Source organism: Pseudomonas sp. HN2-3 (assembly GCF_020691745.1).
In the GTDB taxonomy this organism is placed as follows: Bacteria; Pseudomonadota; Gammaproteobacteria; order Pseudomonadales; family Pseudomonadaceae; genus Aquipseudomonas; species Aquipseudomonas capeferrum.
Genome location: NZ_CP085704.1, coordinates 830,043 through 856,819 on the forward strand (window position 1 = coordinate 830,043; position 26,777 = coordinate 856,819).

General features: G+C 63.0%; 24 protein-coding genes, 2 pseudogenes and 1 riboswitch. Of the genes and pseudogenes, 18 read left to right on the forward strand and 8 right to left on the reverse strand.

Features of this window, described 5'->3' with window-relative positions; translation table 11 throughout:
• Positions 1 to 18 precede the first annotated feature (18 nt).
• Entirely contained in the window at positions 19 to 1,188 is a 1,170-nt protein-coding gene (locus LJX93_RS03830; RefSeq protein ID WP_227696763.1) for a 1-acyl-sn-glycerol-3-phosphate acyltransferase, read from the reverse strand.
• A gap of 122 nt (positions 1,189 to 1,310) precedes the next feature.
• On the opposite strand from LJX93_RS03830, the gene LJX93_RS03835 reads away from it, so the two are divergent.
• The 4 genes from LJX93_RS03835 (at position 1,311) to LJX93_RS03850 (ending at position 3,305) form a co-directional block, all read left to right on the forward strand.
• Complete coding sequence (locus tag LJX93_RS03835) at positions 1,311 to 1,496, forward strand: CPXCG motif-containing cysteine-rich protein (RefSeq protein ID WP_033701296.1); 186 nt, start codon at positions 1,311 to 1,313, stop codon at positions 1,494 to 1,496.
• Positions 1,496 to 1,756, forward strand: coding sequence for a putative signal transducing protein (locus LJX93_RS03840; protein ID WP_033701294.1), 261 nt, complete (start codon positions 1,496 to 1,498; stop codon positions 1,754 to 1,756). Before LJX93_RS03835 ends, LJX93_RS03840 begins: the two co-directional genes overlap by 1 nt.
• Before the next feature lie 15 nt (positions 1,757 to 1,771).
• Complete coding sequence (locus LJX93_RS03845) at positions 1,772 to 2,392, forward strand: SOS response-associated peptidase (protein ID WP_033701293.1); 621 nt, start codon at positions 1,772 to 1,774, stop codon at positions 2,390 to 2,392.
• A 97-nt stretch (positions 2,393 to 2,489) separates the two neighbouring features.
• Positions 2,490 to 3,305 (forward strand): M48 family metallopeptidase, encoded by an 816-nt coding sequence (locus LJX93_RS03850; RefSeq protein ID WP_033701292.1) that lies wholly within the window; start codon positions 2,490 to 2,492, stop codon positions 3,303 to 3,305.
• A 60-nt stretch (positions 3,306 to 3,365) separates the two neighbouring features.
• Here LJX93_RS03850 and LJX93_RS03855 read toward each other — a convergent pair whose 3' ends face one another.
• The 3 genes from LJX93_RS03855 to LJX93_RS03865 all read right to left on the reverse strand — a co-directional run bounded on the left by LJX93_RS03855 (position 3,366) and on the right by LJX93_RS03865 (position 6,237).
• A complete protein-coding gene (locus tag LJX93_RS03855) occupies positions 3,366 to 3,947 on the reverse strand; it encodes a TMEM165/GDT1 family protein (RefSeq protein WP_177326489.1) in 582 nt (193 codons plus the stop codon).
• A 90-nt stretch (positions 3,948 to 4,037) separates the two neighbouring features.
• Positions 4,038 to 4,179, reverse strand: a riboswitch (yybP-ykoY riboswitch).
• 39 nt (positions 4,180 to 4,218) lie between these two features.
• Positions 4,219 to 5,217 carry a class I SAM-dependent methyltransferase gene (locus LJX93_RS03860; RefSeq protein WP_186662876.1) on the reverse strand — a complete coding sequence of 333 codons (999 nt, stop codon included), beginning with the start codon at positions 5,215 to 5,217 and terminating at the stop codon, positions 4,219 to 4,221.
• A gap of 54 nt (positions 5,218 to 5,271) precedes the next feature.
• Complete coding sequence (locus LJX93_RS03865) at positions 5,272 to 6,237, reverse strand: 2-hydroxyacid dehydrogenase (RefSeq protein ID WP_095064020.1); 966 nt, start codon at positions 6,235 to 6,237, stop codon at positions 5,272 to 5,274.
• 216 nt (positions 6,238 to 6,453) lie between these two features.
• On the opposite strand from LJX93_RS03865, the gene LJX93_RS03870 reads away from it, so the two are divergent.
• From LJX93_RS03870 to LJX93_RS03915, 10 genes are all read left to right on the forward strand, one after another.
• Positions 6,454 to 8,136 carry a fatty acid--CoA ligase gene (locus tag LJX93_RS03870; protein ID WP_047582748.1) on the forward strand — a complete coding sequence of 561 codons (1,683 nt, stop codon included), beginning with the start codon at positions 6,454 to 6,456 and terminating at the stop codon, positions 8,134 to 8,136.
• Positions 8,137 to 8,469: 333 nt separating this feature from the next.
• Positions 8,470 to 10,356 carry a DUF1302 domain-containing protein gene (locus LJX93_RS03875; protein ID WP_033701285.1) on the forward strand — a complete coding sequence of 629 codons (1,887 nt, stop codon included), beginning with the start codon at positions 8,470 to 8,472 and terminating at the stop codon, positions 10,354 to 10,356.
• A 25-nt stretch (positions 10,357 to 10,381) separates the two neighbouring features.
• A complete protein-coding gene (locus tag LJX93_RS03880) occupies positions 10,382 to 11,746 on the forward strand; it encodes a DUF1329 domain-containing protein (RefSeq protein WP_227696764.1) in 1,365 nt (454 codons plus the stop codon).
• A gap of 278 nt (positions 11,747 to 12,024) precedes the next feature.
• Positions 12,025 to 14,742: a LuxR C-terminal-related transcriptional regulator gene (locus LJX93_RS03885; protein WP_227696765.1), complete on the forward strand. Its 2,718-nt coding sequence runs from the start codon at positions 12,025 to 12,027 to the stop codon at positions 14,740 to 14,742.
• A 172-nt stretch (positions 14,743 to 14,914) separates the two neighbouring features.
• On the forward strand, positions 14,915 to 16,522 hold the full coding sequence (locus tag LJX93_RS03890) for a tetratricopeptide repeat-containing response regulator (protein ID WP_033701281.1): 1,608 nt from the start codon (positions 14,915 to 14,917) through the stop codon (positions 16,520 to 16,522).
• On the forward strand, positions 16,519 to 17,211 hold the full coding sequence (locus LJX93_RS03895) for a sensor histidine kinase (protein WP_033701279.1): 693 nt from the start codon (positions 16,519 to 16,521) through the stop codon (positions 17,209 to 17,211). The genes LJX93_RS03890 and LJX93_RS03895 overlap by 4 nt, the downstream gene beginning before the upstream one ends.
• A 183-nt stretch (positions 17,212 to 17,394) precedes the next feature.
• Positions 17,395 to 17,673, forward strand: coding sequence for an AbrB/MazE/SpoVT family DNA-binding domain-containing protein (locus tag LJX93_RS03900; protein WP_081874754.1), 279 nt, complete (start codon positions 17,395 to 17,397; stop codon positions 17,671 to 17,673).
• Positions 17,670 to 18,017: a type II toxin-antitoxin system ChpB family toxin gene (locus LJX93_RS03905; protein ID WP_033701277.1), complete on the forward strand. Its 348-nt coding sequence runs from the start codon at positions 17,670 to 17,672 to the stop codon at positions 18,015 to 18,017. Before LJX93_RS03900 ends, LJX93_RS03905 begins: the two co-directional genes overlap by 4 nt.
• A gap of 8 nt (positions 18,018 to 18,025) precedes the next feature.
• Complete coding sequence (locus LJX93_RS03910) at positions 18,026 to 18,670, forward strand: MBL fold metallo-hydrolase (RefSeq protein WP_033701276.1); 645 nt, start codon at positions 18,026 to 18,028, stop codon at positions 18,668 to 18,670.
• Positions 18,671 to 18,779: 109 nt separating this feature from the next.
• Positions 18,780 to 19,499, forward strand: a complete 720-nt coding sequence (locus LJX93_RS03915) for an OmpA family protein (protein ID WP_047582740.1) — start codon at positions 18,780 to 18,782, stop codon at positions 19,497 to 19,499.
• 42 nt (positions 19,500 to 19,541) lie between these two features.
• On the opposite strand, the gene pta is transcribed toward LJX93_RS03915, so the two are convergent.
• Together pta and LJX93_RS03925 are read right to left on the reverse strand one after the other, a co-directional pair.
• On the reverse strand, positions 19,542 to 21,629 hold the full coding sequence (gene pta, locus LJX93_RS03920; protein WP_033701274.1) for a phosphate acetyltransferase: 2,088 nt from the start codon (positions 21,627 to 21,629) through the stop codon (positions 19,542 to 19,544).
• A 32-nt stretch (positions 21,630 to 21,661) separates the two neighbouring features.
• On the reverse strand, positions 21,662 to 21,964 hold the full coding sequence (locus LJX93_RS03925; protein ID WP_095064021.1) for a DUF3565 domain-containing protein: 303 nt from the start codon (positions 21,962 to 21,964) through the stop codon (positions 21,662 to 21,664).
• Between LJX93_RS03925 and LJX93_RS03930 the strand changes: the two genes are divergently transcribed.
• Positions 21,963 to 22,448: an FKBP-type peptidyl-prolyl cis-trans isomerase gene (locus LJX93_RS03930; RefSeq protein WP_016501463.1), complete on the forward strand. Its 486-nt coding sequence runs from the start codon at positions 21,963 to 21,965 to the stop codon at positions 22,446 to 22,448. The two genes, LJX93_RS03925 and LJX93_RS03930, sit on opposite strands and share 2 nt — an antisense overlap.
• A gap of 145 nt (positions 22,449 to 22,593) precedes the next feature.
• Entirely contained in the window at positions 22,594 to 23,076 is a 483-nt protein-coding gene (locus LJX93_RS03935) for a glutathione peroxidase (RefSeq protein ID WP_033701272.1), read from the forward strand.
• Positions 23,077 to 23,085: 9 nt separating this feature from the next.
• On the opposite strand, the gene LJX93_RS03940 is transcribed toward LJX93_RS03935, so the two are convergent.
• Positions 23,086 to 24,303, reverse strand: a complete 1,218-nt coding sequence (locus LJX93_RS03940) for a glycosyltransferase family 4 protein (protein WP_047582736.1) — start codon at positions 24,301 to 24,303, stop codon at positions 23,086 to 23,088.
• Between the two features lie 307 nt (positions 24,304 to 24,610).
• On the opposite strand from LJX93_RS03940, the pseudogene LJX93_RS27425 reads away from it, so the two are divergent.
• Positions 24,611 to 25,210: pseudogene (locus tag LJX93_RS27425) on the forward strand (PAS domain-containing protein); the annotation flags it as partial.
• 168 nt (positions 25,211 to 25,378) lie between these two features.
• A pseudogene (locus tag LJX93_RS27430) lies at positions 25,379 to 25,798 on the forward strand (methyl-accepting chemotaxis protein); the annotation flags it as partial.
• A 140-nt stretch (positions 25,799 to 25,938) separates the two neighbouring features.
• Here the strand turns inward: LJX93_RS27430 and cysZ are convergent.
• Positions 25,939 to 26,667, reverse strand: a complete 729-nt coding sequence (cysZ, locus tag LJX93_RS03955) for a sulfate transporter CysZ (RefSeq protein WP_033701268.1) — start codon at positions 26,665 to 26,667, stop codon at positions 25,939 to 25,941.
• Positions 26,668 to 26,777: the final 110 nt, after the last annotated feature.

Below are 26,777 nucleotides of genomic sequence, written 5' to 3' on the forward strand. Positions count from 1 at the left end.
GAGCAGCCCCAGAGTTGATCAGGCGACCGGTGCCTGCTGCCTGACCTGATACTGGTTGCGCACCGGCGTCGCATACTGCAACACCAGGTACGGCCGCTGCTCCCCGGGGCATGCCTCCAGCCGCTGCTGCCATTCTTCCTTGGCCCGCGCCAACTCTTCGGCCGGGAACACCTTCTCGGCACTCGGCACCTGCAGTGCCTCATCCTTTTCGTCCCACATTGCGTAGGCCAGGTAGTGCACCGGGAACAGCCGGTAGCCGCCGAGGATCTGCCGGTCGATTTCGGCTGCCAACTGCTTGGTGTCTTCGAAGTATTCGGTCACCGGCGCTGCAAAGTTGATGTGCACACGACCTTTGTAGCCAGTGATGCCTTTGGCGATGCTGTTGTCGTCTTCGCCCGGCGCCTTCTTGTAGGTGCCAGTGGTGGCGCGGATGTACAGCTCACGGGCTTTGGCCTGGTCGCAGGGGTCGTACTCGTAGCTGATCGACACCGGCGTCAGGTTAAGGCTCTGGATGACCGCGCCGAACGGTTCGTCCTTGCGGCTCATGTGGAACATCTTGAGGATCGCCGAGTCGGTGCGGTCGTCACCATCCTTGGCACGGCCTTCGGCCTGGGCGATCCAGATCGACGCAGTATCGTTGCGGATCGAGTGGTTGATGTAGGCCGAAAGCAGTTGGTAAGCCGCCAGCTTTTCGCGACGACCGCTGAGCGAGCGGTGCACGATGAAGCTCTTGTTCAGGCGCATCATGTCGCTGACGAAGGGCTTTTGCAGCAGGTTGTCACCGATGGCGATGCGTGGGGTCGGCAGGCCGGCGTGGTACACGGCGTAGTTGACGAAGGCCGGGTCCATGACGATGTCGCGGTGGTTGGCCAGGAACAGGTACGCGGTGCCGGCCTTGAGCTGCTCGACGCCCGAGTAGGTGACGCCATCGGTGGCGCGTTCGATGGTTTGATCGACGTAGTACTCGACTTTGTCCTGCAAGGTCGAGACGCAGGTGACGCCGGCGAACTCCTTGCGCAGGCGACGGGCGATTAGCGGCTTGAGCAGCCATCCGAGGGGGCCAGCCGCACGCGGGAAGCGGAAGTGGGTGAGGATATCGAGGAATGCCGGGTCGCTGAGCAGGCGTGCCAGCACGGCAGGGACCTCAGCGTCGTCGTACGGTCGGATGGCATCGAATTCGCCCATCATGCTCTCTTGTTGGAAACGGCTAGGGTAATAAGGTAGGGACGGGGTCCGAAAAACGGCTCGAACACACGCAGGCCCTGTAATCAGACCGGCAATTATACGCATAAGTCACCGCGGAGGCCGCGATGCTGGAAACCGACTTCTATGATTGCCCTTATTGTGGCGAACGTGTGGAAACCACTGTCGATATTTCCGGTGGCGACCAGCGCTACACCGAGGATTGCCAAGTGTGTTGCCAGCCTGTGGTGTTCATTTTGCAGGTGCACGGTGACGAATGGATGCTTGAGGTCAGACGCGAGGACGATGCCTGATGCAGCGAATCTACGAGCCGGAGAGTTTGCTGGAGGCCGAAATGCTGATGGGCATGCTGGCCAGTGAAGGTGTCTCGGTACATTTGATTGGGCGCGACCTGGTCGGTGCTGCCGGTGAGCTACCGATGCAGGGCTTGCTGGCGCTGGCGGTGCCCGACGAGCAGGCCGAATACGCACGGCAGCTGATCGATGCGTACAATGCTGCCCAGCCACTGGTTGGCGACGAACCGGAGAGCTATCCCGGTACCTTGATCTGCTAGGTTCAGAATTCGCTCATGTGTGGACGTTACGCCCTGTTTCGCTGGCCCCAGGCCCTTGCCAGTCTGCCGGGCTTTCCGGCCGGCCAGCCGGCCCAATGGAATATCTCGCCGGGGGCTTCTGTGCTGATTCAGCGCCAGCTCGACGGCCAGCAGCAACTGGCCAAGGCGCGCTGGGGGCTGACCCCGGCCTGGCTCACCGACCTTTCCCGTACGCCTGCCCATGCCCGCGCCGAAACCCTTGCCGAGCAACCGATGTTCCGCGAGGCGTTTCGCCAGCGCCGTTGCCTGATGCCGGCCAATGGCTTCTATGAGTGGCGCGGTAATGTGCGCAAACGCCCGTACTGGCTGACGCCAGGGGAGGGGGCTTCGCTGTATTTCGCAGCGGTGTGGGAGGCGTATCCGGTACAGGACCAAGTCTGGTTGAGTTGCGCGGTGGTGACCCAGGCGGCCATGAACCAGCGCCGGCCTTTGATTCTGGATGAGGCGGGGCGAGCGGCCTGGCTGGACCCTGATACGCCGATGGCGCGGTTGCATGAATTGCTGGCCAGCCCGCCGGCCACGTTGCGTGAGCGGGCGTTGGCACACTTCGTCAATGACCCGAAGCTCGATGCGCCAGAGTGCCTGACCCCGGCCTGATGCGCTGGCTGCAGTGCCGGTAAAATTCTTCCCTGCGGCTATGGCGGGCCTGGGCGACTAGGCCTAGGATACGCCGCATGTAAAAGGGAGTGTTTTCATGCGTAAGTCATTTGTTGTCAGTCTGTTGAGCGCCGGTATCCTGCTGGCAGGCTGCCAGTCGGTAAATACGACCAGCGGCGGGGCCGTCGGTGTCGAGCGCAAGCAATACATGTTCAGCATGCTCTCGACCGATGAGGTCAACCAGATGTACGCCCAGTCCTACCAGCAGACCCTCGGTGAGGCGTCGAACAAAGGCGTGCTGGACAAGTCCAGCGCCGACGCCAAGCGCGTGCAGGTCATCGCTGACCGGCTGATCGCCCAGGCGCCGATCTTTCGTCCGGATGCTGCCCAGTGGAAGTGGGAAGTCAACGTGATCAAGAGCGATGAGCTCAATGCCAACTGCGGGCCTGGCGGCAAGATCATCGTTTACACCGGCCTGATCGACCAGCTCAAGCTGACCGATGCCGAGATTGCAGCGGTGGTCGGCCACGAGATCGCCCACGCCTTGCGTGAGCACAGCCGCGAAGCGATGTCCAAGGCCTATGGTGTGGAAATGGCCCGTCAGGGCGCGGGCGCCCTCTTCGGACTGGGCCAGAGCAGCATGGCCTTGGCCGATACCGTGGTGAACTACGCCATGACCCTGCCCAACAGCCGTTCCAACGAGAACGAAGCGGACCTGATCGGCCTGGAGCTGTCGGCGCGTGCCGGTTACGACCCGAATGCCGCGATCACCTTGTGGAACAAGATGAGCAAGGCTTCCGAAGGCGCGCCGCCTGAGTTCATGAGCACTCACCCGGCGTCCGAGAGCCGTATCGCCTCGTTGCAGGCAGCCATTCCGAAGGTGATGCCGTTGTATCAGGCGGCCAAGAAGTAAGCATTCCCATGGGGGCCGCTTTGCGGCCCTTTTGCAACGCAAAGCGCCCCCAGCTTTGTGTTACCCCACCCAGCCACTGGCTTTCATCGCCGAATAAACGGCCACGACCGCCAGCACGATGAACGCGGTAGCCGCCAGGCGACGAATCAGCGTCAACGGCAGTTTATCCGCCGCAAAGTTACCCGCCAGTACCACCGGCACGTTGGCAATCAGCATGCCCAGGGTGGTGCCGATGATGACCATGATCAGGTGTGGGTACTGTGCTGCAAGCATCACCGTGGCCACTTGGGTCTTGTCGCCGATCTCGGCCAGGAAGAACGCAATCAGTGTGGTCAGGAAAGGGCCGAAGCGGCGCGCGGGGTTTTCATCGTCATCCATCTTGTCCGGCACCAGCGTCCACAGTGCAGTGGCGGTGAAGCTGGCGGCCAGGATCCAGTGCAGCGCCGAGTCGCTGAAGAACCCGCCGACCCACGCACCCACGGCGCCTGCGGCGGCATGGTTGGCCAAGGTGGCGGCGATTATACCGGCGATGATCGGCCAAGGCTTGCGAAAGCGGGCAGCGAGGATGAGCGCGAGCAGTTGCGTCTTGTCGCCGATTTCGGCGAGGGCAACGATGGCGGTGGGGACCAGCAGGGATTCCAGCATCAGGTTTCCTACGGGGGCGGGTCGACACGGCTATGACACGTACAGCCTTCCCGCCCCGGGTAAGGTGTGCGTGTCATAGGTCTTGTCAAACCGCGGATCCGTCTGTGCGGATCTCTCTATGCAGGCGCTGCATAGCGGGTCGCACGCGCCATGGCCTGTGGGCCAAGTATGTTGACGCGTGCCGGGCGAGCTGGGTGCTCGCGGGAGACTACTCCCCTAGGACGGTGCGGATTCTGCCTAGCCGAATCGGTTTCGGCAAGCGCTGTTTTTAACCGCGTGTTGCCTGGTAGATACGAAAACCGTCGGCCTCGGCGCGTACCTGGCAGTTGCCCAGCGCCCCTTCGATCAGCGGCTGGTAGCGCAGGAAGCTGTTCGCCACCAGGCGCATTTCGCCACCTTTTCGCAGATGAACGCTGGATTTTTTCAGCAAGTTCTCCGACGCCTGGTAGTTGGTGTGGACCCCGGTATGAAACGGCGGGTTGCTCAGGATCAGGCTCAAGTCGGTGGGGGCCGCGTCGATGCCATCGCCGCTGATCACTTCACCTTCCAGGCCGTTGGCGGCCAACGTCAGGCGACTGGCAGCCACGGCGAAGGCGTCGACGTCCAGCAAGGTCAGCCGGCTTTGCGGATAGCGGCGTTTCACCGTGGCACCCAGCACGCCGGCACCGCAACCGAAGTCCAGTACATGCCCGCACGGTAGGCCATCGAGGTGCTTGAGCAGCAGTGCGGTACCGCGATCGAGGCGGCCATGGCTGAACACGCCCGGCAGGCTGACCACCTGCAGTGGGCCGTCTTCGAGGTCGAGCTCGAAGCGCTCGGCCAGGCTTTGCAGCGGCGTGGCCGCTGGCGCCTGGTTGACGGTCACTTGCCACAACTGGCAATGCCGGGCGCTGTCGAGCTTGCGCGGTTTGCCAAAGGCCTGCAACTGCTTCGCCGCGCCTTCGATACCGCCGCGTTTCTCCCCGACCAGGTACAACTCGCGCCCGGCCAGGCGCGACGCCAGGGCGTTGAGCAGGTAGGCGGCCAGCTCACGGGACTTGGGCAGAAACAGCACGGCGCTGTCGAAGGCCACCGGGGGCGGTTCGACACCGTAGTGGCTGCGCCCGGCAAAGCGCCCTTCGAGCATGGCCTGGTCGCCGGCATGCCAGGTCCAGCCATGGGCCATGGGCAGGTGGCCGAGCAGATCGTCGGCGGGCGCACCGGCGATCAGCAGCGGGCCCTGGAACAGGTCCGCCTGGCGGAGCAACACTTCACTGCGCGGGTCCATGGACGACGCCTCCTGGAAAAAAGTCGCGCAGTGTAGCAGAGGCTAACGCTGCGCTCAGCTGACCACGCGGCGTGGCTGACCGGCGAAGTAGGCCTGGGCATTCTCGCTGAGCTGGCCGACGATGCGCTGGCGCGACTCCACTGCACCCCAGGCACTGTGCGGGGTGATGATCAGCCGGGGGATATCGCCTGCCAGCAGCGGGTTGCCATTGACCGGCGGCTCGACGCTGAGCACGTCGGTGGCGGCGCCACCGAGGTGGCCCTGGCGCAGGGCGTCGGCCAGTGCCTGCTCGTCGATCAGTCCGCCCCGGGCGGTGTTGACCACCAGGGCACCGGGCTTGAGCAGGGCCAGCTCGTCGGCCCCGATCATGTGCCGGGTATGCTCGTTCAGTGGGCAGTGCAGGGTCAGCGCGTCGACTTGCGGCAGCAGGTCTTGCAGCGGCATGCGGTCGGCGCGCTCCGGGCGGCCGGGGATCTGCCCGCTCAACACGCGCATGCCAAAGGCTTCCGCCAGGCGTGCCACCGCGCCGCCCAGCTCGCCATGGCCGAGCAGGCCAAGGGTCTTGCCCTCCAGCTCGACGATGGGGAAGTCCAGCAGGCAGAACTGGCTGGCCTTGGCCCATTGGCCGTCAGCCACCGCCTGGTTGTAGTCGCACAGGCGCGTGGCCAGGGCCAGCAGCAGGGCGAGGGTGTGCTGGGCCACCGACGGCGTGCCATAACCCTGGCAGTTGCACACCGTGATGCCTTGGGCGCGGGCCGCTGCCAGGTCGACATTGTTGGTGCCGGTGGCGGCCACCAGGATCAGCTTGAGCTGCGGGTTGGCCGCTAGGGCTGCGGCATCGAGCATGACCTTGTTGCTGATCACCGCGACGGCGCCCTGCAGGCGTTCGGCGACCTGCTCCGGGCGGGTGGCGGCAAACAGCTCGAACGCCTCGAACTGCGATTGCAAGGGCGACAGGTCGAGGTCACCCAGGTCCAGGGACTGGTGATCGAGGAACACGGCGCGACGCGGGCTGGGCATGGGGTTCTCCGGTGGCGGGGCGGGAAATGGGGCATGGGTTTCGGTGCAAAGCCCGAAAGGGTTAGCCGCAGTGTCTAGCCCGCGGTTACCGCGCGTCAACGCCTGCCACTCATACCTCAACGGCCCAAATCATTCCTTCGGCTGATTTGACCGTCACATTGAGCTACTACAGTAGATCCAGACTTGTCCGGCCCGCTTTTCAGAAAAGGGATACCCATGTTGCAGACCCGCATCATCAAACCCGCCGAAGGCGCCTACGCCTACCCGCTGCTGATCAAACGCCTGCTGATGTCCGGCAGCCGTTACGAGAAAACCCGCGAGATCGTTTATCGCGATCAGTTGCGCCTGACTTATCCACAGCTCAACGAGCGTATCGCTCGCCTGGCCAATGTCCTGACCGAAGCCGGGGTCAAGGCCGGTGACACGGTGGCGGTGATGGACTGGGACAGCCATCGCTACCTGGAATGCATGTTCGCGATCCCAATGATCGGCGCGGTGGTGCACACCATCAACGTGCGCCTGTCACCGGAACAGATCCTCTACACCATGAACCACGCCGAAGACCGGGTGGTGCTGGTCAACAGTGACTTCGTCGGGCTCTACCAGGCCATCGCCGGTCAGTTGACGACGGTCGACAAGACCGTGCTGCTGACCGATGGCCCGGACAAGACCGCCGAGCTGCCCAACCTGGTCGGCGAGTACGAACAGTTGCTCGCCGCCGCCAGCCCACGCTACGACTTCCCGGATTTCGACGAGAACTCGGTGGCCACCACCTTCTACACCACAGGTACCACCGGCAACCCCAAGGGGGTGTACTTCACCCATCGGCAACTGGTGCTGCACACCCTGGCCGAAGCCTCGGTGACCGGCAGCATCGACAGCGTGCGCCTGCTGGGCAGCAACGATGTGTACATGCCCATCACCCCGATGTTCCACGTGCATGCCTGGGGCATCCCTTACGCCGCCACCATGCTTGGCATGAAGCAGGTGTACCCGGGGCGCTACGAGCCGGACATGCTGGTCAAGCTGTGGCGTGAAGAGAAAGTCACCTTCTCCCATTGCGTGCCGACCATCCTGCAGATGCTGCTCAATTGCCCCAGCGCCCAGGGCGAGGACTTCGGTGGCTGGAAGATCATCATCGGCGGCAGTTCGCTTAACCGGTCGTTGTACCAGGCTGCACTGGCGCGCGGTATCCAGCTGACGGCGGCGTACGGCATGTCCGAGACCTGCCCGTTGATTTCTGCCGCGCACCTGAACGACGAACTGCAGGCCGGCAGCGAGGATGAGCGCATCACCTACCGGATCAAGGCCGGCGTGCCGGTGCCCCTGGTGGAAGCGGCGATCGTCGACGGCGAGGGCAATTTCCTCCCGGCCGATGGCGAGACCCAGGGCGAACTGGTGCTGCGAGCCCCGTGGCTGACCATGGGCTACTTCAAGGAGCCGGAAAAGAGCCAAGAGCTGTGGCAGGGCGGCTGGCTGCACACCGGTGACGTCGCGACCCTCGATGGCATGGGTTACATCGATATCCGCGATCGCATCAAGGATGTGATCAAGACCGGCGGCGAGTGGGTATCTTCGCTTGACCTCGAAGACCTGATCAGCCGTCACCCGGCGGTGCGCGAAGTGGCGGTGGTGGGTGTCGCCGACCCGCAGTGGGGCGAGCGACCCTTTGCCCTGCTGGTGGTGCGCGACGGGCAGGCCATTGACGCCAAGTCGCTCAAGGACCACCTCAAGCCTTTTGTCGAAGAGGGGCACATCAACAAGTGGGCAATTCCAAGCCAGATCGCCGTTGTTACTGAAATTCCCAAGACCAGTGTCGGCAAACTCGACAAGAAACGCATCCGCCAGGACATCGTCCAGTGGCAGGCCAGTAACAGCGCGTTCCTGTCGACTCTGTGAGCACCGTGTGGGTCGTGTACGTCAGAACACGACCCGCATGCTAGAGAGCCCGGCGCCTTGCCAAACAGCCAAAATGCGCCATGCTTCAGCACTGCCAGCGCGTCACGAAGAAAAACGTCGGTGCGAGTTGGCGGCACGGAGCGCAAATCACACTTTAGAGGGATCAAGCGCCTGTGCCTTGCTGGCTATAGTCGAGGCCAGGGGATTTTCAGGAATGGGGGAGGGCGACACGCGCAAGCCGTGTTGCCGCAGGCGCAAGCCTGCATACCGGTCCCACGGGCCGTTTCTGAAAGGACTCACTGCCATAACAAAAAAGTACATGGAGTAGCGTCGATGAAATCTGCAAACCTGTTCTGGCGCCGGGCCAAGTTGCCCCTGGCCGTCAGCCTTGCTTCCACGCTCGCAAGTCCTGCTTTCGCTGTCAGTTTCAACATTGGTGAAATCGAAGGCCAGTTCGACTCGTCGCTCTCCATCGGCGCCAGTTGGTCGACGGCCAACCCCAACAAGAACCTGATCGGGGTGAACAACGGCGGCAAAGGCCTGTCGCAGACCTCCGACGATGGCCACCTGAACTTCAAGAAGGGCGAAACGTTCTCCAAGATCTTCAAGGGCATCCATGACCTCGAACTCAAGTATGGCGACACCGGCGTGTTCGTGCGCGGCAAGTACTGGTACGACTTCGAGCTGAAGGACGAAGGCCGCGAGTTCAAGGACATCAGCGACTCCAACCGCAAGGAAGGCGCCAAGTCTTCCGGTGCCGAACTGCTCGATGCGTTCGTCTATCACAACTATTCGATTGGCGACATGCCAGGCTCGGTCCGCCTGGGCAAGCAGGTTGTCAGCTGGGGTGAGAGTACCTTCATCGGCGGCGGCATCAACTCGATCAACCCGATCGACGTGTCCGCGTTCCGCCGCCCGGGAGCCGAGATCAAGGAAGGCCTGATCCCGGTCAACATGTTCTACATCTCCCAGAGCTTGACCGATAACCTGTCGGCCGAGGCCTTCTATCAGATCGAATGGGACCAGACCGTCGTCGACAACTGCGGCACGTTCTTCTCCCAGCCAGACATCATCGCCGACGGCTGTACCGACAACCTGCGCGTGCTCAACAGCAGCCGCACGGTGCCGGGCGCGGCCCAGCAGTTCCTCGCCACCCAGGGCGTGAACATCAACGAGGAAGGGGTGATGGTGCGCCGCGGCGCCGACCGTGATGCCCGTGACAGCGGCCAGTTCGGCGTGGCTCTGCGCTACATGTTCGACCCGCTGGACACCGAGTTCGGTGCCTACTTCATGAACTACCACAGCCGCGCGCCGATCTTCAGCGCCACTGGCGCCCCACCGTCGGTGTTCGCCGGCCTGAGCGCGCTGCCTGCACAGTTGCGGGCGCTGGCACCGCTGATCGTGGCCGGTAACTCCGAGTACTTCGTCGAGTACCCTGAGGACATCCGCCTGTACGGCCTGAGCTTCTCCACCACACTGCCCACAGGGACCGCCTGGAGTGGTGAAGTCAGCTACCGCCCCAACGCCCCGGTACAGCTGAACACCACCGACATCCTGTTCTCCGGTGTTCGCCCGATTGGTGGCGCCCTGAGCAACGCGTCGCTGCTCTCCGGTACCCCAGGGCAGGACCTGCACGGCTACCGTCGCAAGGAAATCACCCAGTTCCAGACCACCCTGACGCACTTCTTCGACCAGGTAATGGGCGCCAGCCGCATGACCGTGGTGGGCGAAGTGGGTGTCACCCATGTCGGCGGCCTGGAAAACGCACGCGAGACCCGCTACGGCCGCGACCCGGTATTCGGGCCTGGCCCGCTGCCTGCCACCGGCGGTGCGGACACCTGCCAGGCACTCAATGGCAGCACCATCGCTGGCGCGGGTGCTGGGGCATCCACCACCAACCTGAATCGCAAATGCGAGAACGACGGCTACACCACCAGCACCTCCTGGGGTTACCGCGCCCGGGTCATCTGGGACTACAACGACGTCTTCGCCGGGGTCAACCTCAAGCCCAGCGTGGCCTGGTCGCATGACGTTTCCGGCTACTCGCCTGGCCCGGGTGCCAACTTCGAGGAAGGCCGCAAGGCCGTCAGCCTGGGCCTGGACGCCGAGTACCAGAACACCTATACGGCGAGCCTGTCGTACACCAACTTCTTCGATGGCAAGTACAGCACCGTGGATGACCGCGACTTCGTCGCCCTCAGCTTCGGCGTGAACTTCTAAGAATACTGATTCAGGACGACACGACATGAACAAGACCAGAAGTGTGCTGCAAGCCGGTGTACTGGGCCTGTCCCTGCTGGCGACCAGCGTCATGGCTGCGGTATCCGCCGACGAGGCGGCCAAGTTGGGCAGTACCCTGACGCCGATGGGCGCCGAAAAGGCCGGCAACGCCGATGGCTCGATCGGCCCGTGGGAGCCGCTGTCGAAGACGGCGGGTAGCGTCGACGGCAAGGGCTTCCTGGCCGACCCGTATGGCAGTGACAAGCCGCTGTTCACCATCACTGCGCAGAACGCCGATCAGTACAAGGACAAGCTTTCGCCGGGCCAGCTGGCCATGTTCAAACGCTACCCGGACAGCTTCAGGATCCCGGTATTCAAGACCCATCGTGGCTCCACGGTACCTGCCGACGTGTTCGCCGCCATCAAGAAAAACGCCACCCAGACCACGCTGGTGGAAGGCGGCAACGGCTTGAACAACTTCGACACGGCGGTGCCGTTCCCGATCCCGAAAAGCGGCCTGGAAGTGATCTGGAACCACATTACCCGCTACCGGGGGGGCAGTGTCAGCCGCCTGGTAACCCAGGCAACGCCACAGCAGAACGGCTCTTTCAACCCGGTGTACTTCTCCGACCAGTTCGTCTTCCGCGACAAGATGAAGGATTACGACCCGAGCAACCCGGGCAATATCCTCTTCTACTTCAAGCAGGAAGTGACCGCGCCCGCTCGTCTGGCCGGGACGGTGCTGCTGGTGCACGAAACCCTCGACCAGGTGAAGGAGCCGCGCAAGGCGTGGATCTACAACGCCGGCCAGCGTCGCGTACGCCAGGCACCGCAAGTGTCGTACGACGGCCCGGGTACCGCTGCCGACGGCCTGCGTACCTCGGACAACCTGGATATGTTCAACGGGGCGCCAGACCGCTACGACTGGAAGCTGGAAGGCAAGAAGGAGCTGTACATCGCCTCCAACGCTTTCAAGCTGGATGACCCCAAGCTGAAGTACACCGACATCATCAAGGCCGGGCACATCAACCAGGACCTGTCCCGTTACGAGCTGCGCCGCGTCTGGCACGTGGTCGCAACCCTCAAACCGGGCCAGCGGCACATCTACGCCAAGCGTGACTTCTACATCGATGAAGACACCTGGCAGGCTGCAGTGATCGACCAGTACGACGGTCGTGGCCAGCTGTGGCGCGTTTCCGAAGCCCATTCCCAGCCGTATTACAACAAAGAGGTGCCTTGGTACACCCTGGAAACCATCTACGACCTGCAGTCGGGGCGTTACCTGGCGCTGGGCATGAAGAACGAAGAGAAGCGCGCTTACGACTTTGGCTTCAGTGCCAGCAAAGCCGACTTCCAGCCAGCGGCCCTGCGTCAGTCGGGTATTCGTTGAGCTGATAACCTGCAACTCCGTGTGATCCCCAGAACGCCCCGGCTTGCCGGGGCGTTTCTGTTCAGCCACTGCGCAATTCGCGGCCACCTGCAGGGCCGCGATAAGGCCGGTGAATATTCCGCCAAAGCCCCGGCCTAGTGCTCGTCCATCAGGGTTGTTGCTTTTTGTCGTAGTCTTTTACAGCGCAATTGCGCCCATCATCTTCAAATGCGCTGCGTTACCCGCTAGTCTCGCAAGCATCCGTATCGCCGTTGTCTTCCCATCAGAATGAGCCGGCCATGACAGATCTGTCCCGTACGCATGGATTCGCCAGCCAGGCCCTCGGCCTGCTGGGCGGGCGTTTCTTCCGGCCACCGCTGCCGGACGGCCATGTGCCGCGTGCACGTCTGTGCCAGCGCCTGCAAGCAGGCCTGAATGGGCGGTTGCTGCTGGTCAACGCGCCGGCGGGCTTTGGTAAAAGCTCGTTGGCCATCGAGTTCTGCGAAGCACTGCCCGAGCACTGGCGAAGCCTCTGGCTTGGCCTGAGCCAGCGCGATGCCGACCCCGGGCGTTTTCTCGAGCGGCTGCTCGAAGGCCTGCAGCAGTACTGCCCCGCCTTGGGTGGCCAGGCCATGGGCTTGCTGAAAATGCGCCAGCGTCACCAGCCATTCGCCTTCGAGGAGTGGATCGACGGCCTGCTCGACGAGCTGGCGCAGTACCTGCAGGCCGATACGCCCCTGCTGCTGGTGCTGGATGACTATCACCTGGCGCAAGGGCCGGTACTCGACAGTTGCCTGCAGTTTTTCCTCAATCACTTGCCCAATGGCCTAGTGCTGTTGATCACCAGCCGCCAGCGCCCGGATTGGCACCTGGCGCGCTTGCGTCTGTCCCGGCAACTGGTCGAACTCAACGAGCAGGAGCTGCGCCTGACGCCTGACGAGTCGTTGGCGGTAATCGGCCGCCAACCCACCGGCCTGCGTGGCCAGGCACTGGACAACCTGATCCAGCGCAGTGACGGCTGGGTGGCCGGGCTACGCTTCTGGCAGCTTGCGGCCAGCGAATCAGGCGATGAGCATGCCTTGCCCCACGCCTTGCATGGCGGCGAAGGGCTGATACGCGATTACTTGCTGGAAGAAGTCATCGAGATCCTGCCGGCGGACGTACAGGCCTTTCTCTACGAAACGGCGTGCCAGGAGCGCTTCTGTGCGCCGCTCTGCGATGCCCTGCGTGGCCGCGAGGACAGTACCGCGATCCTGCGCTTCCTGCAGGCTCACCAGGTGTTTCTGGTACCGCTGGACGAGCACGGTCACTGGTTTCGTTACCACCACCTGTTCTCTGACCTGCTGCGTAGCCGCCAGGCCAGCGAACCGCTGGCGGGCCTGCACTTGCGTGCCTGCCGCTGGTTCGAGGGGCAAGGCTTGCTGGACGAGGCGGTTGAACAGGCGCTGCGTGCCGGCCACCTCGATGTGGCTGCCGACCTGGTGCAGAGCCTTTCCGAGGAGCAGCTGCTGGCCGAGCAGAACGTCGGCATGCTGCTGCGCTGGAAGATGGACCTCCCAGAAAGCTTGCTGATCAGCACGCCGCGGCTGATCGTGCTGTATAGCTGGGCGTTGGGGTTGGCTTGCCAGCTGGATGCGGCCGAAGAACTGGCCGGTTACCTCAGCCGTTTTCTGCCTGCGCCGTCGGCGACCGCGCAGAAGTCGATGCTGGCCCAGTGGCTGGCGCTGAGCGGCGTCATCGCGCGCGGTCGGGGTGATCGCGAGCGCACCTTGGCTTATTGCGGTGAAGCGCTGCAAAGCCTGCCGTGCAAGCGTTATGGCCAGCGCCTGGTGTGCCTGTCGACACTGTCCAACCTGGCCATTGCCGATGCCGACTTCTGGCATGCGCGGGGCTGGAACCGCGAAGCTCTGGAGCTGGCCCAGCGTGTCGGCAACCCGCTGTTCGAGGCCCTGGCGCACTATGATCGGGCGCGGGTGCTGCATGCCCGTGGTGAAGTGTTGCGGGCCCTGGACGAAGTGCGCCAAGGCTTGCAGCGCCTGCAGGGGCTGTCGGGGCAGCGCCTGTATGCGGTGCGGGCGCGGCTGACCCTGTACGAGGGCTACCTGCTGGTTTCGCGCCTGCAAGCCGCCCAAGGCCGTGCGCGCCTGCGTGCGGGGCTGGGTGAAGCGCGGGCCTGCCGGGACATCAGCGTGCTGATCGGCCACTGTGTGATTGCGACGCTCGATGGCCGTGAGGGCCACTTCGCCGAAGCGTTCGCCGAGCTGGCCGAGGCGGAGCGGCTGATGCACATCTGGGATGTTCCGCCGATCTACTACCTGGCCATGATTACCCTGGTCAAGTGCGAGCTGTGGCTGGCGCAAGGGCGTACCGACCTTGCCGAGTCGTGGTTGCTGCGGCTGGGGCAGACATACGGCGGCGAGCAGCCCGCAGCGGCCCCGGAGTTTCACCCGTTGCTGCCACTGCATATCGAACTGCAGCAGGCGTTGCTGGCGCGTATCCAGCTGCGCACAGCTGAATCTATTCAGCGCCTGTCTGGGCTGGTCGAACGGGGTTTGGCCAGTGGCGGCATGCTGCTGGCCGTCAGTGCACTGTGCCAGTGGGTTGCCCTGCTGCTAGGGGAGGGCCGTGACGCGCAAGCTGCCGGGCTGCTGCCCAAGGCGCTCGAAGCCGCGCAGGGCGGCGTGCTGCACCCCTTCCAAACGTTGCTCGAAAAACACCCACAGTGGCTGCACGAGCAGCTTGCAGCGCACCCCGGTTGCGCGGTGCAGGCCGAACTGCTCAAGCGCCTGCCGCCATTACCTGTGGTCAGCAGCGGCAGCGGCGAGGCGTTGAGTGGTCGGGAGCGGGCTGTGCTTGAGCTGATCGCGCAGGGGTGTTCCAACCAGCAGATCAGCGAGCGGCTGTTTATCTCGCTGCATACCGTCAAGACCCATGCCAGCCACATCAACAGCAAGCTGGGCGTCGAGCGCCGGACGCAAGCGGTGGCCAAGGCCAAATCGCTGGGCTTGCTGGCCTGAGGTAGCCCTCGCGGGGTTTGCTCGCTAAAGTAATGGCTTGAGGCCACTGCGCGCAATTGTTTAGCGCGCTGCATGCTCAACCCTCATCTTTCCCGACCGGCTGCCGATACAGCATTCGGTGGTATGCATCGCCTTGCGCGATTTTTCAATCATCCCAATACAGGTCGTGTTGATGCTGCAGTACGGGCAAAAGAGCTTTCTGATCGTCGACGACTTCACCGACTTTCGTACGTCGACACGTTCCATGTTGCGCGAGCTGGGTGTGCGCGACGTGGACACTGCCGACAGCGGCGAGCAGGCCCTGCGCATGTGCGCGCAGAAACGTTATGACTTCATCCTGCAGGACTTCCACCTGGGCGACGGCAAGAAGAACGGCCAGCAGGTGCTCGAAGACCTGATCCTCGACAAGCACATCAGCCATGAGTGCGTGTTCATCATGGTGACGGCCGAGAGCAGCCAGGCCATCGTCCTCAGTGCCATCGAGCATGAGCCCGATGCCTACCTGACCAAGCCGTTCAACCGGGTAGGCCTGGCCCAGCGCGTCGAGAAGCTGTTCCAGCGCAAGACCTTGCTCAAGCCGATCCTCCAGGCCCTGGACCGCGGTCGCCCGGCCGAAGTCCTGGCGGCCTGCGCCGAGCTGTGCAAGAAGGACCCGCGCTTCGCCCCTCTGTGCCTGCGCTACCGGGCCGATGCCCTGCGCAACCTCAATCGCTTCGACGAGCTGGAAAAGTTCCTCAAGGCTATTCTCGCCAGCCGCCCGCAGCCGTGGGTGTACTCGGCGCTGGGCAGCCTGATGCACAAGCGTGGCCAGAATGCCCAGGCTCAGGGCGTGTACGAGCAGGCACTGAAGGCCTTCCCGATCATGCCGGGCCTGTACGACGGCATGGCCGAAGTGCTGGTGGCGCAGGGCGAGAACAAGCGCGCGCAGAACATGCTGGAAGAAGCAGTGCGCCTGTCGCCGCTGTCGGTACGCCGGCAGGCCACGCTGGGCAAGCTGGCGCTGGGCAACGAGGACTTTGAAACCTCCTCGAAAGCGTTCCGCCATGCAGTGAACCAGGGGCAGAGTTCGCGCTACAAGGATGCCGAGAACAACCTTGGCCTGGTGCAGGCCTTGATGAGCAAGAACGCAGGCTTTGGCCTGGACGCCCGGACCCGCGTCGAGATCAACACCGTGCTCAGTGAAGTGGCCAAGGAAAACCCCGAGGATCAAGGCTTGCAGGTGCGCGCCCGGATGATGAAAGCCGCGAGCCTGCAGCAGGCCGGTGACGCCGAGACGGCCGCCAAGCTCACCGAGCAGGCCATGCAGCGTCTGGACAAGATGGAACAGTTCTTCTCGGTCGATGCTGCGCTGACAGTGGCTGCCCAACTGCAGGCGTCAGGGCAGGAAGCGGCCGCGATTGGGGTGCTCAAAAGCTGTGTGGAAAGCTATGGCGATGACCCCAAGGTCATGCAGAAGGTAGCCAAGCTGACGGATGATCCGGCCGTACTCAATGCGATCACCGAAGCCGTAACCCTCAACCGCCAGGGAGTGCGTAGTTACCAGGGAGGTCAGCTCGACGAAGCGCTGCAGTTGTTCCGCAAGGCCTTGGCCTTGCAACCGAAGAACATCAGCATCGCCCTCAACACCGCCCAGGCGCTGCTGCGCATCGGGGGGGATGACCCACAGCCTGCGATCATGCAGGAATGCCGCAACGCCTTGACCAGCGTTGCCGGCATCCCGGCCAGCGACAACCGCTATGACCGCTATGGCAAACTGCACATCCGAGTGTTCGGCGCATGAATCAAGACAATCAGGGGCTGGATTTTTCCACGGTGATCGCCTCCACCGTGCACGACCTCAAAAACTCCCTGTCAGCGCTGATCCAGTCCCATGACCAGTGGCTGGCGCGCTTGCCCGAAGAGTTGCGCACTGGCACCGAGCAAGGGGTGATGGAGCACGAGTTCCGCCACCTCAACGGTATGCTGGTGCAGCTGTTGGGGCTGTACAAACTGGGTGTCAACCAGCTGCCGGTCTGCCCGGACTACCACGAGCTGGACGACTTCATCGAAGCCCAGTTGGCTGCCCATCAGGAAGTACTCAAGCACAACGACATCCTCGCCACCTGGCGTATCGACACCGACAACCCGTTGGGCTTCTTCGACCGCGAACTGGTGGCGTCGGTGATCGCCAACGTCATCACCAACGCCACCCGTTTTGCCGGGCATGCCTTGTTGATCAGCATCGAGGAAGAGGCCAACCAACTGGTGATCTGCGTCAACGATGACGGCCCGGGTTATCCACAGCGCATGCTCGAACGCCAGGAAGAGTTCATTCAGGGGATCGATTCACACAGTGGCAGTACTGGCCTGGGCCTGTACTTCGCTGCGCGGATCGCGGCGCTGCATGAGAGCGATGGGGTGAAGGGGCGCATCGAGATTTCCAATGGCGGGGCGCTTGGGGGCGGGTTGTTCAGGTTGTTTTTGCCTTGATCGTTCACGTGGCCATTTCGCGTGATCAGGTGTTGCCTTTTATTGCGGCCCCAGCGTCGATTCCCAAGACGATGTAAGGGATTTCATTCTTGTGGTAGCTGGGCTTTTTTTCCAGCCAGGCGAGTGACAATGTAGATACGACGTTTCTACATTTCACTTGCAATCGCATGGAGGATTTCTAGTATGTATCTACCTTGGGAGATACTTATGCAGATCAAGATTCAGCAGTGGGGCAATAGCGCGGCCATTCGCCTCCCTGCAGCGGTGCTCAAGCAGCTGCACCTTGGTGTCGGCTCAACCCTTAGCTTGGATACGGCGGGTGAAACGCTGGTGCTCAAGCCTGTCAGGTCCAAACCTAAATACACCCTTGAAGAATTGATGGCTCAGTGTGATCTGACGGCACCGGAGCCAGAGGACATGGCCGCCTGGAGCGCGATGCGCCCAGTGGGGCGTGAAGTGTGAAGCGGGTTAAATTCGCCCGAGGCGATATTGTTCGTATCAACCTTGATCCCACTGTCGGACGAGAGCAGCAAGGCGCAGGGCGACCCGCATTGGTGCTTACACCCTCGGCCTTCAATGCTGCGGGGCTCGCAGTGATCGTGCCGATCTCCCAGGGTGGGGATTTCGCAAGGCATGCAGGGTTCGCAGTGACGCTTAGCGGCGCGGGTACGCAGACGCAAGGGGTCATGCTCTGTAACCAGATACGCACAGTGGATCTGGAGGCCAGAAAGGCCCAGCGTGTCGAGGCTGTGCCCGAGGTGGTCATCCTTGATGCACTGGCTCGCGTACAAACCCTCTTTGAATAATGGTCCCTATGGAAAATCTATCCTCAGCCCTCATCCGCGAAACCTTCCCCGTAGGCCCCCTGCAGTGCAATTGCACCCTGATCGGCGACCCGCTGAGCAAAAAGGCCATCGTCGTCGACCCAGGCGGTGACCCGGAGAAGATCCTCGCCCGCCTGCAAGCCCATGGCCTGACCTTGGTAAGCATCATCCACACCCACGCGCATTTCGATCACTTCCTCGCCTCGGGCAAGTTGAAGGAACTGACTGGCGCGACATTGCACCTGCACAAAGACGACCAGTCGCTGTGGGACAACCTGGAGATGCAGTGCCAGGTGTTCGGCGTGCCTTACACCCCGGTGCCTGCCCCAGACCGCTGGCTGAGCGATGACGAGGAACTGGCCTGTGGTTGTGGCGTAGCCTTGCATACCCCGGGGCATACGCCCGGCTCGATGAGCTTCTGGTTCGCCGATGCCAAGCTGTTGATTGCCGGCGATACTCTGTTCCGTCGCGGTATTGGCCGCACCGATTTGTGGGGCGGTGATCAGCGGGCTATCGTTCGTTCGATCAAGGAGCGGTTGTACCGGCTGGATGAAACGGCCATCGTGGTCACAGGCCACGGGCCAGATACCCGCCTGGGTGACGAGATGCGCGAGAACCCGTTCGTTCGGGCATGAACCCGCGTGAAAACGTGTTCATGGAATTTTTCTGCCGCTTGGCAATCCAAGGCTGGCATAGATCCATTCGCGGTCTGCCGCATTTATGAATTTAAGTAGGAGCTTGTCCATGTTCACCATGCGTCGTCTGATTATCGTCGCAACCGCTGCAGCCCTGATGACTGGCTGCGCAAGCCAGAACCCGTACGACAACCAGGGTCAGGCGCAGGGCTCCACGGGGATGAGCAAGACCGCCAAGTACGGCGGCTTGGGCGCGTTGGCCGGCGCTGTCGCCGGTGCCGCCATCGACCACAACAACCGGGGTAAAGGTGCGCTGATCGGCGCCGCCGCAGTGGGTGCCGCAGCAGCCGGTTACGGCTACTACGCCGACAAGCAGGAAGCCGCACTGCGCGCACAAATGGCCAATACCGGCGTCGAGGTGCAGCGCCAGGGCGACCAGATCAAGCTGATCATGCCAGGCAACATCACCTTCGCCACCGACTCGGCCAACATCGCGCCAAGCTTCTACTCGCCGCTGAACAACCTGGCCGGCTCGTTCAAGCAGTTCAACCAGAACACCATCGAGGTGGTCGGCTTCACCGACAGCACCGGCAGCCGTCAGCACAACATGGACCTGTCCCAGCGCCGCGCGCAGGCGGTCAGCACCTACCTGACTTCGCAGGGTGTGGATGCTTCGCGCATTTCGGTACGTGGCATGGGCCCGGACCAGCCGATCGCCAGCAACGCCGACGCCAACGGCCGGGCACAGAACCGTCGCGTGGAGGTCAACCTGAAGCCGATCCCAGGTCAGCAGTATGACCAGCAAGGGCAGGTTCAGCAGTATCCGTAAGTCATAAGGGTCGCCTTGGGGCTGCCAAGCAGCCCTAAGGCTTCAGCGCACGACGCTGGCCTGAATCGCCGTCAGGGCGATGGTATGCACGATATCGTCCACCTGAGCCCCGCGCGGCAAATCGTTCACCGGCTTGCGCAACCCCTGCAGCATCGGCCCCAGGCTGACCCCATCGGCACTGCGCTGCACCGCTTTGTGCGTGGTGTTGCCGGTATTGAGGTCGGGGAAGACGAACACCGTGGCTCGCCCGGCAACCGGGCTGTTTGGTGCCAGTTCCCGGGCGATGGCCGGGTTGGCCGCAGCGTCATACTGCAACGGCCCATCGATCAGCAGATCATGCTCCGCGCTTTGTGCCAGGCGTGTCGCTTCGCGGACCTTCTCGACTTCTTCATCGCTCGCCGAATCACTTGAATAACTGATCATCGCCACCCGCGGCGCGATGCCGAAGGCCTGTGCCGATTCGGCGCTCTGCCGGGCAATTTCTGCAAGTTCTGCGGCACTGGGGTGCGGGTTCATCACGCAGTCGCCGTACACCAGCACCTGCTCGGGGAACAGCATGAAGAACACCGAAGACACCAGGCTGGCACCTGGCGCCGTCTTGATCAGCTGCAGGGCCGGGCGGATGGTGTTGGCGGTGGAGTGCACCAGGCCCGAGACCAGGCCGTCGACCTCATCCAGGGCCAGCATCATGGTGGCGATCACCACCGGGTCTTCCAGCTGCTGCTCGGCCATGGGCGCATTAAGGTTCTTGCTTTTGCGCAGCTCGACCATCGGTTCGACATAGCGCCCGCGAATCAGCTCCGGGTCGAGTATTTCCAGGTCTGGCGGCAGGGTAATGCCCTGGGCGCGGGCAACGGCTTCGACGGCCTCGGGCTTGGCCAGCAGTACGCAACGCGCGATGCCACGGGCCTGGCAGATCGCCGCCGCCTGCACCAACAGCGGCTCGGCGCCCTCGGGCAGGACGATGCGCTTGTTGGCCTGTTGTGCGCGTTGAATCAACTGATAGCGGAACACCGCAGGCGACAGACGCAGCTCACGTGGGGTGCCACAGCGCTGATGCAGCCAGGCAGCGTCGAGGTGGCTGGCGACGAAATCGGTGATGAACTCGGCACGCTCGCGGTCATCCACGGGGATCTCGCGGTTCAGTGAATTGAGCTGGTTGGCCGTGTCGTACGAACCGGTACTCACCGAAAGAATCGGCAGGCCGGCTTGCAGGGCGCCGCGGCACAAGCCAAGGATGCGCGCATCGGGCTTGCTGTCGCTGGTCAGCAGCAGGCCGGCCAGGGGCACGCCATTGATCGCCGCCAGGCTCACGGCCAGAATGATGTCGTCACGGTCACCCGGGGTCACCACCAGGGTGCCAGGGGTGAGCAATGGCACGGTGTTGGCCACGGTGCGTGCGCAGATGATGATCTTGCTCATGCGCCGCTGCTCGTAGTCCCCGGCGTTGAGCACCTGGGCGCCAAGCAGGTCGGCCACATCGCGGGTGCGCGGGGCGTTCAGCTCGGGCTGGTAAGGGATGCAGCCCAGCAGGCGGAAGTCGTTGCCGCGCAGCAATGGCGAGTGCTCGCGCAGGCGCGTGGCGAAGTCCGCCATGCTTTCTTCGGTGCGCACCTTGTTGAGAACCACCCCGAGCACTTTCGGGTCGCGTGGGCCGCCGAACAGCTGGGCCTGCAGCTCGACCCGGCCGGACAGCTCGCTGAGGACCTCGTTTTCCGGCGCCGACACCAGAATCACCTCGGCGTCCAGGCTCTTGGCCAAGTGCAGGTTGACCCGCGCCGCGTAGCTGGCGTGGCGGGTCGGCACCATGCCCTCGACCACTACCACGTCATTGCCCACGCAGGCTTGCTGGTACAGGCGGATGATTTCTTCGAGCAGTTCGTCAAGTTGGCCATCGCCGAGCATGCGCTCGACGTGCGCCAGGCTCAAAGGCTTGGGCGGCTTGATGCCGTGGGTCCGTGCGATCAGTTCGGTGGAGCGCTCGGGGCCGGTATCGCCGGGGTGAGGCTGGGCGATCGGCTTGAAAAAACCGACCTTCAGGCCTGCGCGTTCAAGGGTGCGAACCAGGCCCAGGCTGATTGAAGTCAGGCCGACACCAAAGTCGGTCGGCGCAATGAAAAATGTTTGCATGCGTGCTTCTCGAAATAAAGCGGTGCAAGGAATCAACGGCCAAGGGTAGCGCTATCGGCCGCCTGTGCACACCAGCCACAGGCGAAAGCCTGGCCGATGCGCTGCTGGCGCTGAGCGGCATCGAGCACCCACGGGCGCGCCTGCCAAGGGGGTTGGTGGCGAAGGTGCTGGGTGTGGCCGCACGACAACTCGACCACCCAGTGGCCTTCTTCGTCCTGATGGAAGCCAGTGATCCGACTGATGGGCTGTTCCTCGGCCGAGGCGCGTTCGCAATCGGGCGATGGCTTGGTTACACTTGTCCGCTCTACATACTTTTGCAAAAGGTCTTGCCCCATGCTGATCGCCGCCAACAAGGCTGTCTCCATCGACTATACCCTGACCAACGACGCCGGGGAGACCATCGACAGCTCCGCCGGTGGCGCGCCGCTGGTTTACCTGCACGGTGCCGGCAACATCATCCCGGGCCTGGAAAAAGCCCTGGAAGGCAAACAGGCCGGTGACGAGCTGAATGTTTCCATCGAGCCGGAAGACGCGTACGGTGAATACCTGGCCGAGCTGGTCAGCACCCTGAACCGCAGCCTGTTCGAAGGCGTCGACGAGCTGGAAGTCGGCATGCAGTTCCACGCCTCGGCGCCGGATGGCCAGATGCAGATCGTCACCATTCGCGACCTCGACGGCGACGACGTTACCGTTGACGGCAACCACCCGCTGGCCGGCCAGCGCCTGACCTTCCAGGTCAAGGTTGTCGACGTGCGTGATGCCAGCGAAGAAGAAATCGCTCACCGTCACATCCACGGTGAAGGTGGCCATCACCACTGATTTTCTGCGCTAAGCTCAGAGAGTCGCCAGGCGCTCGGGCAAGCCATTTGCCTTCCCAATGGGAGGTGGACGGCTTGGACGAGCGCTTTTTTATTGGGCGGGTTTCGCCCACGCGGCCATCGGGAACCTGAGAGGGGATTACATCATGAGTGCATTTCACGACCTGAAGTTGGAGGCACTGAACGGCGGGGAACTGCCCCTCGCACCGTTCAAGGGCCAAGTGGTGCTGGTGGTCAACGTTGCCTCCAAGTGTGGCCTGACGCCGCAATACGCTTCGCTGGAAAAGCTGCAACAGCAGTTCAAGGGCAAGGGTTTCAGCGTGCTGGGGCTGCCCTGCAACCAGTTTGCCGGCCAGGAGCCTGGCAGCGAGAAGGATATCCAGGAATTCTGCAGCCTCAACTACGGTGTCAGCTTCCCCTTGGGCGCCAAGCTGGAGGTCAATGGGCCACAACGCCACTCGCTGTATCGCCTGCTGGCAGGGGAGGGGGCTGAATTCCCCGGTGACATCAGCTGGAACTTCGAAAAGTTTCTGGTAGGCAAGGACGGGCGTGTGCTGGCGCGCTTCTCGCCGCGCACTGCGCCGGATGACCCTGCCGTGGTTCAGGCCATCGAGAAGGCACTGGGCTAAGGTTTTTCCTCAGCCGCGCGGGGCTGTCGAACCTGGCTTGATCGCCAGCGCAGTGCCCGGTGCCTGTTGCGTCGCGCCTGCGCGTTGTTTGCAGGCACCATACAGATAGGCCTCGAACTGCTCGACAATCGCCGGCCAGCCTTGGCGGCTGGCGTGTTGACGGGCGTTCAGGCGTACTCGGCGCAGGGTTTCTTCCTCTTCCAGCAACCAGCAGGCGGCATCGATAAAGGCCGCCTGGTCCCCGGGCATGGCCAGCGCGCCGCTGTGCCCATGACGAAGATGTTGCGCGGCCGCCGCCTCATCGTAGGCCACCACCGCCAGCCCCGAAGCCATGCCTTCGAGTACCACGTTGCCAAAGGTTTCGGTCAGGCTTGGGAACAGGAACAGGTCACCGCTGGCATAGTGCTCGGCCAGTGCCTCACCGCGCTGGGCGCCACAGAACACGGCATCAGCCACCTGTTGTTCAAGGGCGGCGCGCTGTGGGCCGTCGCCGACCACGATCAGGCGCAGGCGCTTCTGTGGATAAGTCTGCTTCAGCGCGTCCAGGCACGGGCGCAGCAGCCCCAGGTTCTTTTCTGCCGCCAAGCGCCCGACATGCAGCACGGCGATATCGTCCGGGCCAAGCCCCCAGCTTTCACGCAGCACCTGGCTGCGCCGGGCCGGGTTGAACAGGCAGGCATCGACGCCGCGAGCCAGCAGTTCCAGGCGCTCGAAGCCACGGCGTTCAAGCTCCAGGCGCTGGCTGATGCTGGGCACCAGGGTGATGGCCGTACGGCGATGGAACCAGCGCAGGTAGTGGGTGAGCAGGCGTGCCAGCAAACCCAAGCCATATTGGCCGGAGTACTGCGGGAAGTTGGTATGGAAACCGCTGACTACCGGCACCCCCAGGCGCCGTGCCGCGCGCAGCGCACTCAGCCCCAATGGCCCTTCGGTAGCGATGTACAGCACATCCGGGCGTTGCCTGCGCCAGCGCCGCAGCAGCTTGTGCATGGACACTTCGCCCCATTGCAGGCCGGGGTAGCCGGGCAAGCCCCAGCCGCGGCACAGCATCAGTTGCGGGTCGTTGTGCACCGGCGCTTCGCCGGCTTGGCGTGGGCGCACGATCTCGATGTCATGCCCGCGTTGGCGCAACCCTTCGCTGAGGCGGCCAAGGGTATTGGCGACACCGTTGATCTCCGGTGGGAAGGTTTCGCTGACGAGGGTGATACGCAGGGCGGGTGTATTCATGACAAAAAGTGTCCGCCTGCAGCATTGCGCGCATGTGACGGCCTTGTGACGTGCAGGTGACGCCTGATCGCCGGTTGTTTCAACGGTGTGAATATTTGCCTGCAGGGTGCTCAAGAACCTGCCACCACCAGCCGATGAAGATGCATTCGATTACGTGCTGCGCTCCAGGAGAGCGGGAATGTTCAACAACAAGCTCAAGCAAGAAATCCAGCAACTGCGTGAAGACCTGCTGTCGGTCGAACAGGTCAAGAGCAGCCTCGACAGCGAGATGCTGGTGCTCCAGCTCGACCCCCAAGGACGGATCGAGATGGTCAACGGCAACTTCGAGAGCGAGATGCTCTACCGTGCCGACCAACTGCTTGGACGCAAACTCGAAGACATTGTCCCGGCCCATGTGAAGACGCTGGATTTCTATCAGCGCATGAAAAGTGCCATTAGCCGTGGCGAGCACCTCAACGGGGCGTTCCGCCTGCTGCGTGGCAATGGCCAGGAAGCCTGGCTGCGCTCCATCCTGCAGCCGGTCAAGAACAGCGAAGGGCGCCTCAAGTATTTCACCCTGCACTCGAGCGACCTTACCCGCACCATCGAAACCTCACGCGAGCACGAAAGCCTGATCAAGGCATTGATGCGCTCGACCGCCGTGATCGAATTTGGCCTCGATGGCACCATTCTGACTGCCAACGAACGTTTTCTGACCGCGGTCGGCTACCGTCTCGAGCAGATCTGCGGCAAGCATCACCGCATCTTCTGTGAGCCTGCAGAAGCCAATTCGGCAGGGTATCAGGCGTTCTGGGACAAGCTGCGCCGGGGCGAATACATCGCTGAGCGCTTCAAGCGCGTCGACGCCCATGGCCGGGTAGTGTGGCTGGAGGCGTCCTACAACCCGATCTTTGATGCCCATGACGTGCTGTACAAGGTGGTCAAATTTGCCACCGTGATCACCGACCAGGTCAACCAGGAGCAGGCAGTTGCCGAGGCGGCGGACATCGCCTTCAACACCTCGTTGGGCACGGACACCAGCGCGCGCAAGGCCACCGAGGTGGTCACGCAAACCGTAAGCGTCATGCGTGGGCTGGAGGCGTCGATGCAGGAAGCGGCCGAGGGTATCCAGGCGCTGGACACTCAGTCGCGGGTGATCGGCTCGATCATCAAGACCATCAGCGACATTGCCGGGCAGACCAACCTGCTGGCGCTCAACGCCGCCATCGAGGCAGCCCGTGCGGGGGAGCAGGGGCGGGGGTTTGCCGTGGTCGCCGACGAAGTACGCCAGCTGGCCTCGCGTACCAGCACTGCCACCGAAGAGATTGCCCGGGTCGTGCAGCAGAACGAGCAATTGGCCCAGGCTGCGGTGGCGATCATCGACACCAGCAAGCGCCAGGCCGAGCAGGGGCTGGCGCTTGCCGATGAGACCGGCAACGTGATCGTCGAGATTCAGGACGGAGCGAAGCGGGTGGTGGACGTGGTGGGGCAGTTTTCCAGCCGCCTGGCTCAGTGATTGTTGTTGTAGGAGCGGCCTTGCGTCGCGAAAGGGTCGCGTAGCGGCCCCCGGATTTCAGCGTCGCCGCTAATATCGATGGGGCCGCTACGCGACCCTTTCGCGACGCAAGGCCGCTCCTACAACAGCGCGTGCCAGGCTCAGTTACGCTCGCGTACCCAGAACAGGGTGGCACCGGCCACCGCTGCCGGCATCATCAGCACGTTCACCACCGGCACCATCAGCGCCAGGTAGGTGATGCCGCCAAAGCCCAGCGACTGCCAGCGCTTCTGGCGCAGCCAGGCGAGCATGTCCTGCCAGCTCATCTTGTTGTTGTCCGCCGGGTAGTCGATGTATTGGATAGCCATCATCCATACCCCAAAAATCAGCCACAGCGGCGCCGCGATCACGTTGACCACCGGGATCAACGACAGGATGAACAGGCCGATCGCCCGGGGCAGGAAGTAGCCCAGCTTGCGCATCTCGCGGCCAAAGGTGCGCGGCACCATGGCCACCAGCTCAGCCCAGCTGAACGCGGGGAAATTGTCTTCGCCGCGCACCACCACTTCGACCTTTTCGGCCAGAAAACCATTGAACGGCGCGGCAATGACGTTGGCGACCAGGGTGAAGGTGAAGAACACCATCAGCACCACCAGGGCGACGAACAGTGGCCAGAGAATGTACGTGAGGAAGTTCAACCAGCTTGGCAGGGTCGGCATCAGCGCGTCGACCCACACACTGAACTGGTGGCCGGCAAAGTAGATCAGGCCGCCGAACAGCAGCAGGTTGACCGCCAGGGGCAGCAGCACGAACAACCGCAGGTTCGGGCTCAGCACCAGTTTCAGGCCTTCGCGCAGATACTGGGGGCCAGAGAGGACAGGGGCTTGCATCGAGACACTCCGAACATAAGGAAAACGCGCTGACCTTACCGAGTTTGTTGCGCCGACGAAAGGCGGGCGATGTCGGCGAAACCGGCTGTAACAAAAGCATCAGGGCGTTT

Excerpts from the sequence above, each read along its gene's own strand:
- LJX93_RS03830 (WP_227696763.1), bottom strand. The coding sequence starts at position 1,188 with ATGATGGGCGAATTCGATGCCATCCGACCGTACGACGACGCTGAGGTC.
- LJX93_RS03835 (WP_033701296.1), top strand. The coding sequence starts at position 1,311 with ATGCTGGAAACCGACTTCTATGATTGCCCTTATTGTGGCGAACGTGTG.
- LJX93_RS03840 (WP_033701294.1), top strand. The coding sequence starts at position 1,496 with ATGCAGCGAATCTACGAGCCGGAGAGTTTGCTGGAGGCCGAAATGCTG.
- LJX93_RS03845 (WP_033701293.1), top strand. The coding sequence starts at position 1,772 with ATGTGTGGACGTTACGCCCTGTTTCGCTGGCCCCAGGCCCTTGCCAGT.
- LJX93_RS03850 (WP_033701292.1), top strand. The coding sequence starts at position 2,490 with ATGCGTAAGTCATTTGTTGTCAGTCTGTTGAGCGCCGGTATCCTGCTG.
- LJX93_RS03860 (WP_186662876.1), bottom strand. The coding sequence starts at position 5,217 with ATGGACCCGCGCAGTGAAGTGTTGCTCCGCCAGGCGGACCTGTTCCAG.
- LJX93_RS03865 (WP_095064020.1), bottom strand. The coding sequence starts at position 6,237 with ATGCCCAGCCCGCGTCGCGCCGTGTTCCTCGATCACCAGTCCCTGGAC.
- LJX93_RS03870 (WP_047582748.1), top strand. The coding sequence starts at position 6,454 with ATGTTGCAGACCCGCATCATCAAACCCGCCGAAGGCGCCTACGCCTAC.
- LJX93_RS03875 (WP_033701285.1), top strand. The coding sequence starts at position 8,470 with ATGAAATCTGCAAACCTGTTCTGGCGCCGGGCCAAGTTGCCCCTGGCC.
- LJX93_RS03880 (WP_227696764.1), top strand. The coding sequence starts at position 10,382 with ATGAACAAGACCAGAAGTGTGCTGCAAGCCGGTGTACTGGGCCTGTCC.
- LJX93_RS03885 (WP_227696765.1), top strand. The coding sequence starts at position 12,025 with ATGACAGATCTGTCCCGTACGCATGGATTCGCCAGCCAGGCCCTCGGC.
- LJX93_RS03890 (WP_033701281.1), top strand. The coding sequence starts at position 14,915 with ATGCTGCAGTACGGGCAAAAGAGCTTTCTGATCGTCGACGACTTCACC.
- LJX93_RS03895 (WP_033701279.1), top strand. The coding sequence starts at position 16,519 with ATGAATCAAGACAATCAGGGGCTGGATTTTTCCACGGTGATCGCCTCC.
- LJX93_RS03900 (WP_081874754.1), top strand. The coding sequence starts at position 17,395 with ATGTATCTACCTTGGGAGATACTTATGCAGATCAAGATTCAGCAGTGG.
- LJX93_RS03910 (WP_033701276.1), top strand. The coding sequence starts at position 18,026 with ATGGAAAATCTATCCTCAGCCCTCATCCGCGAAACCTTCCCCGTAGGC.
- LJX93_RS03915 (WP_047582740.1), top strand. The coding sequence starts at position 18,780 with ATGTTCACCATGCGTCGTCTGATTATCGTCGCAACCGCTGCAGCCCTG.
- pta (WP_033701274.1), bottom strand. The coding sequence starts at position 21,629 with ATGCAAACATTTTTCATTGCGCCGACCGACTTTGGTGTCGGCCTGACT.
- LJX93_RS03930 (WP_016501463.1), top strand. The coding sequence starts at position 21,963 with ATGCTGATCGCCGCCAACAAGGCTGTCTCCATCGACTATACCCTGACC.
- LJX93_RS03925 (WP_095064021.1), bottom strand. The coding sequence starts at position 21,964 with ATGGGGCAAGACCTTTTGCAAAAGTATGTAGAGCGGACAAGTGTAACC.
- LJX93_RS03935 (WP_033701272.1), top strand. The coding sequence starts at position 22,594 with ATGAGTGCATTTCACGACCTGAAGTTGGAGGCACTGAACGGCGGGGAA.
- LJX93_RS03940 (WP_047582736.1), bottom strand. The coding sequence starts at position 24,303 with ATGAATACACCCGCCCTGCGTATCACCCTCGTCAGCGAAACCTTCCCA.
- cysZ (WP_033701268.1), bottom strand. The coding sequence starts at position 26,667 with ATGCAAGCCCCTGTCCTCTCTGGCCCCCAGTATCTGCGCGAAGGCCTG.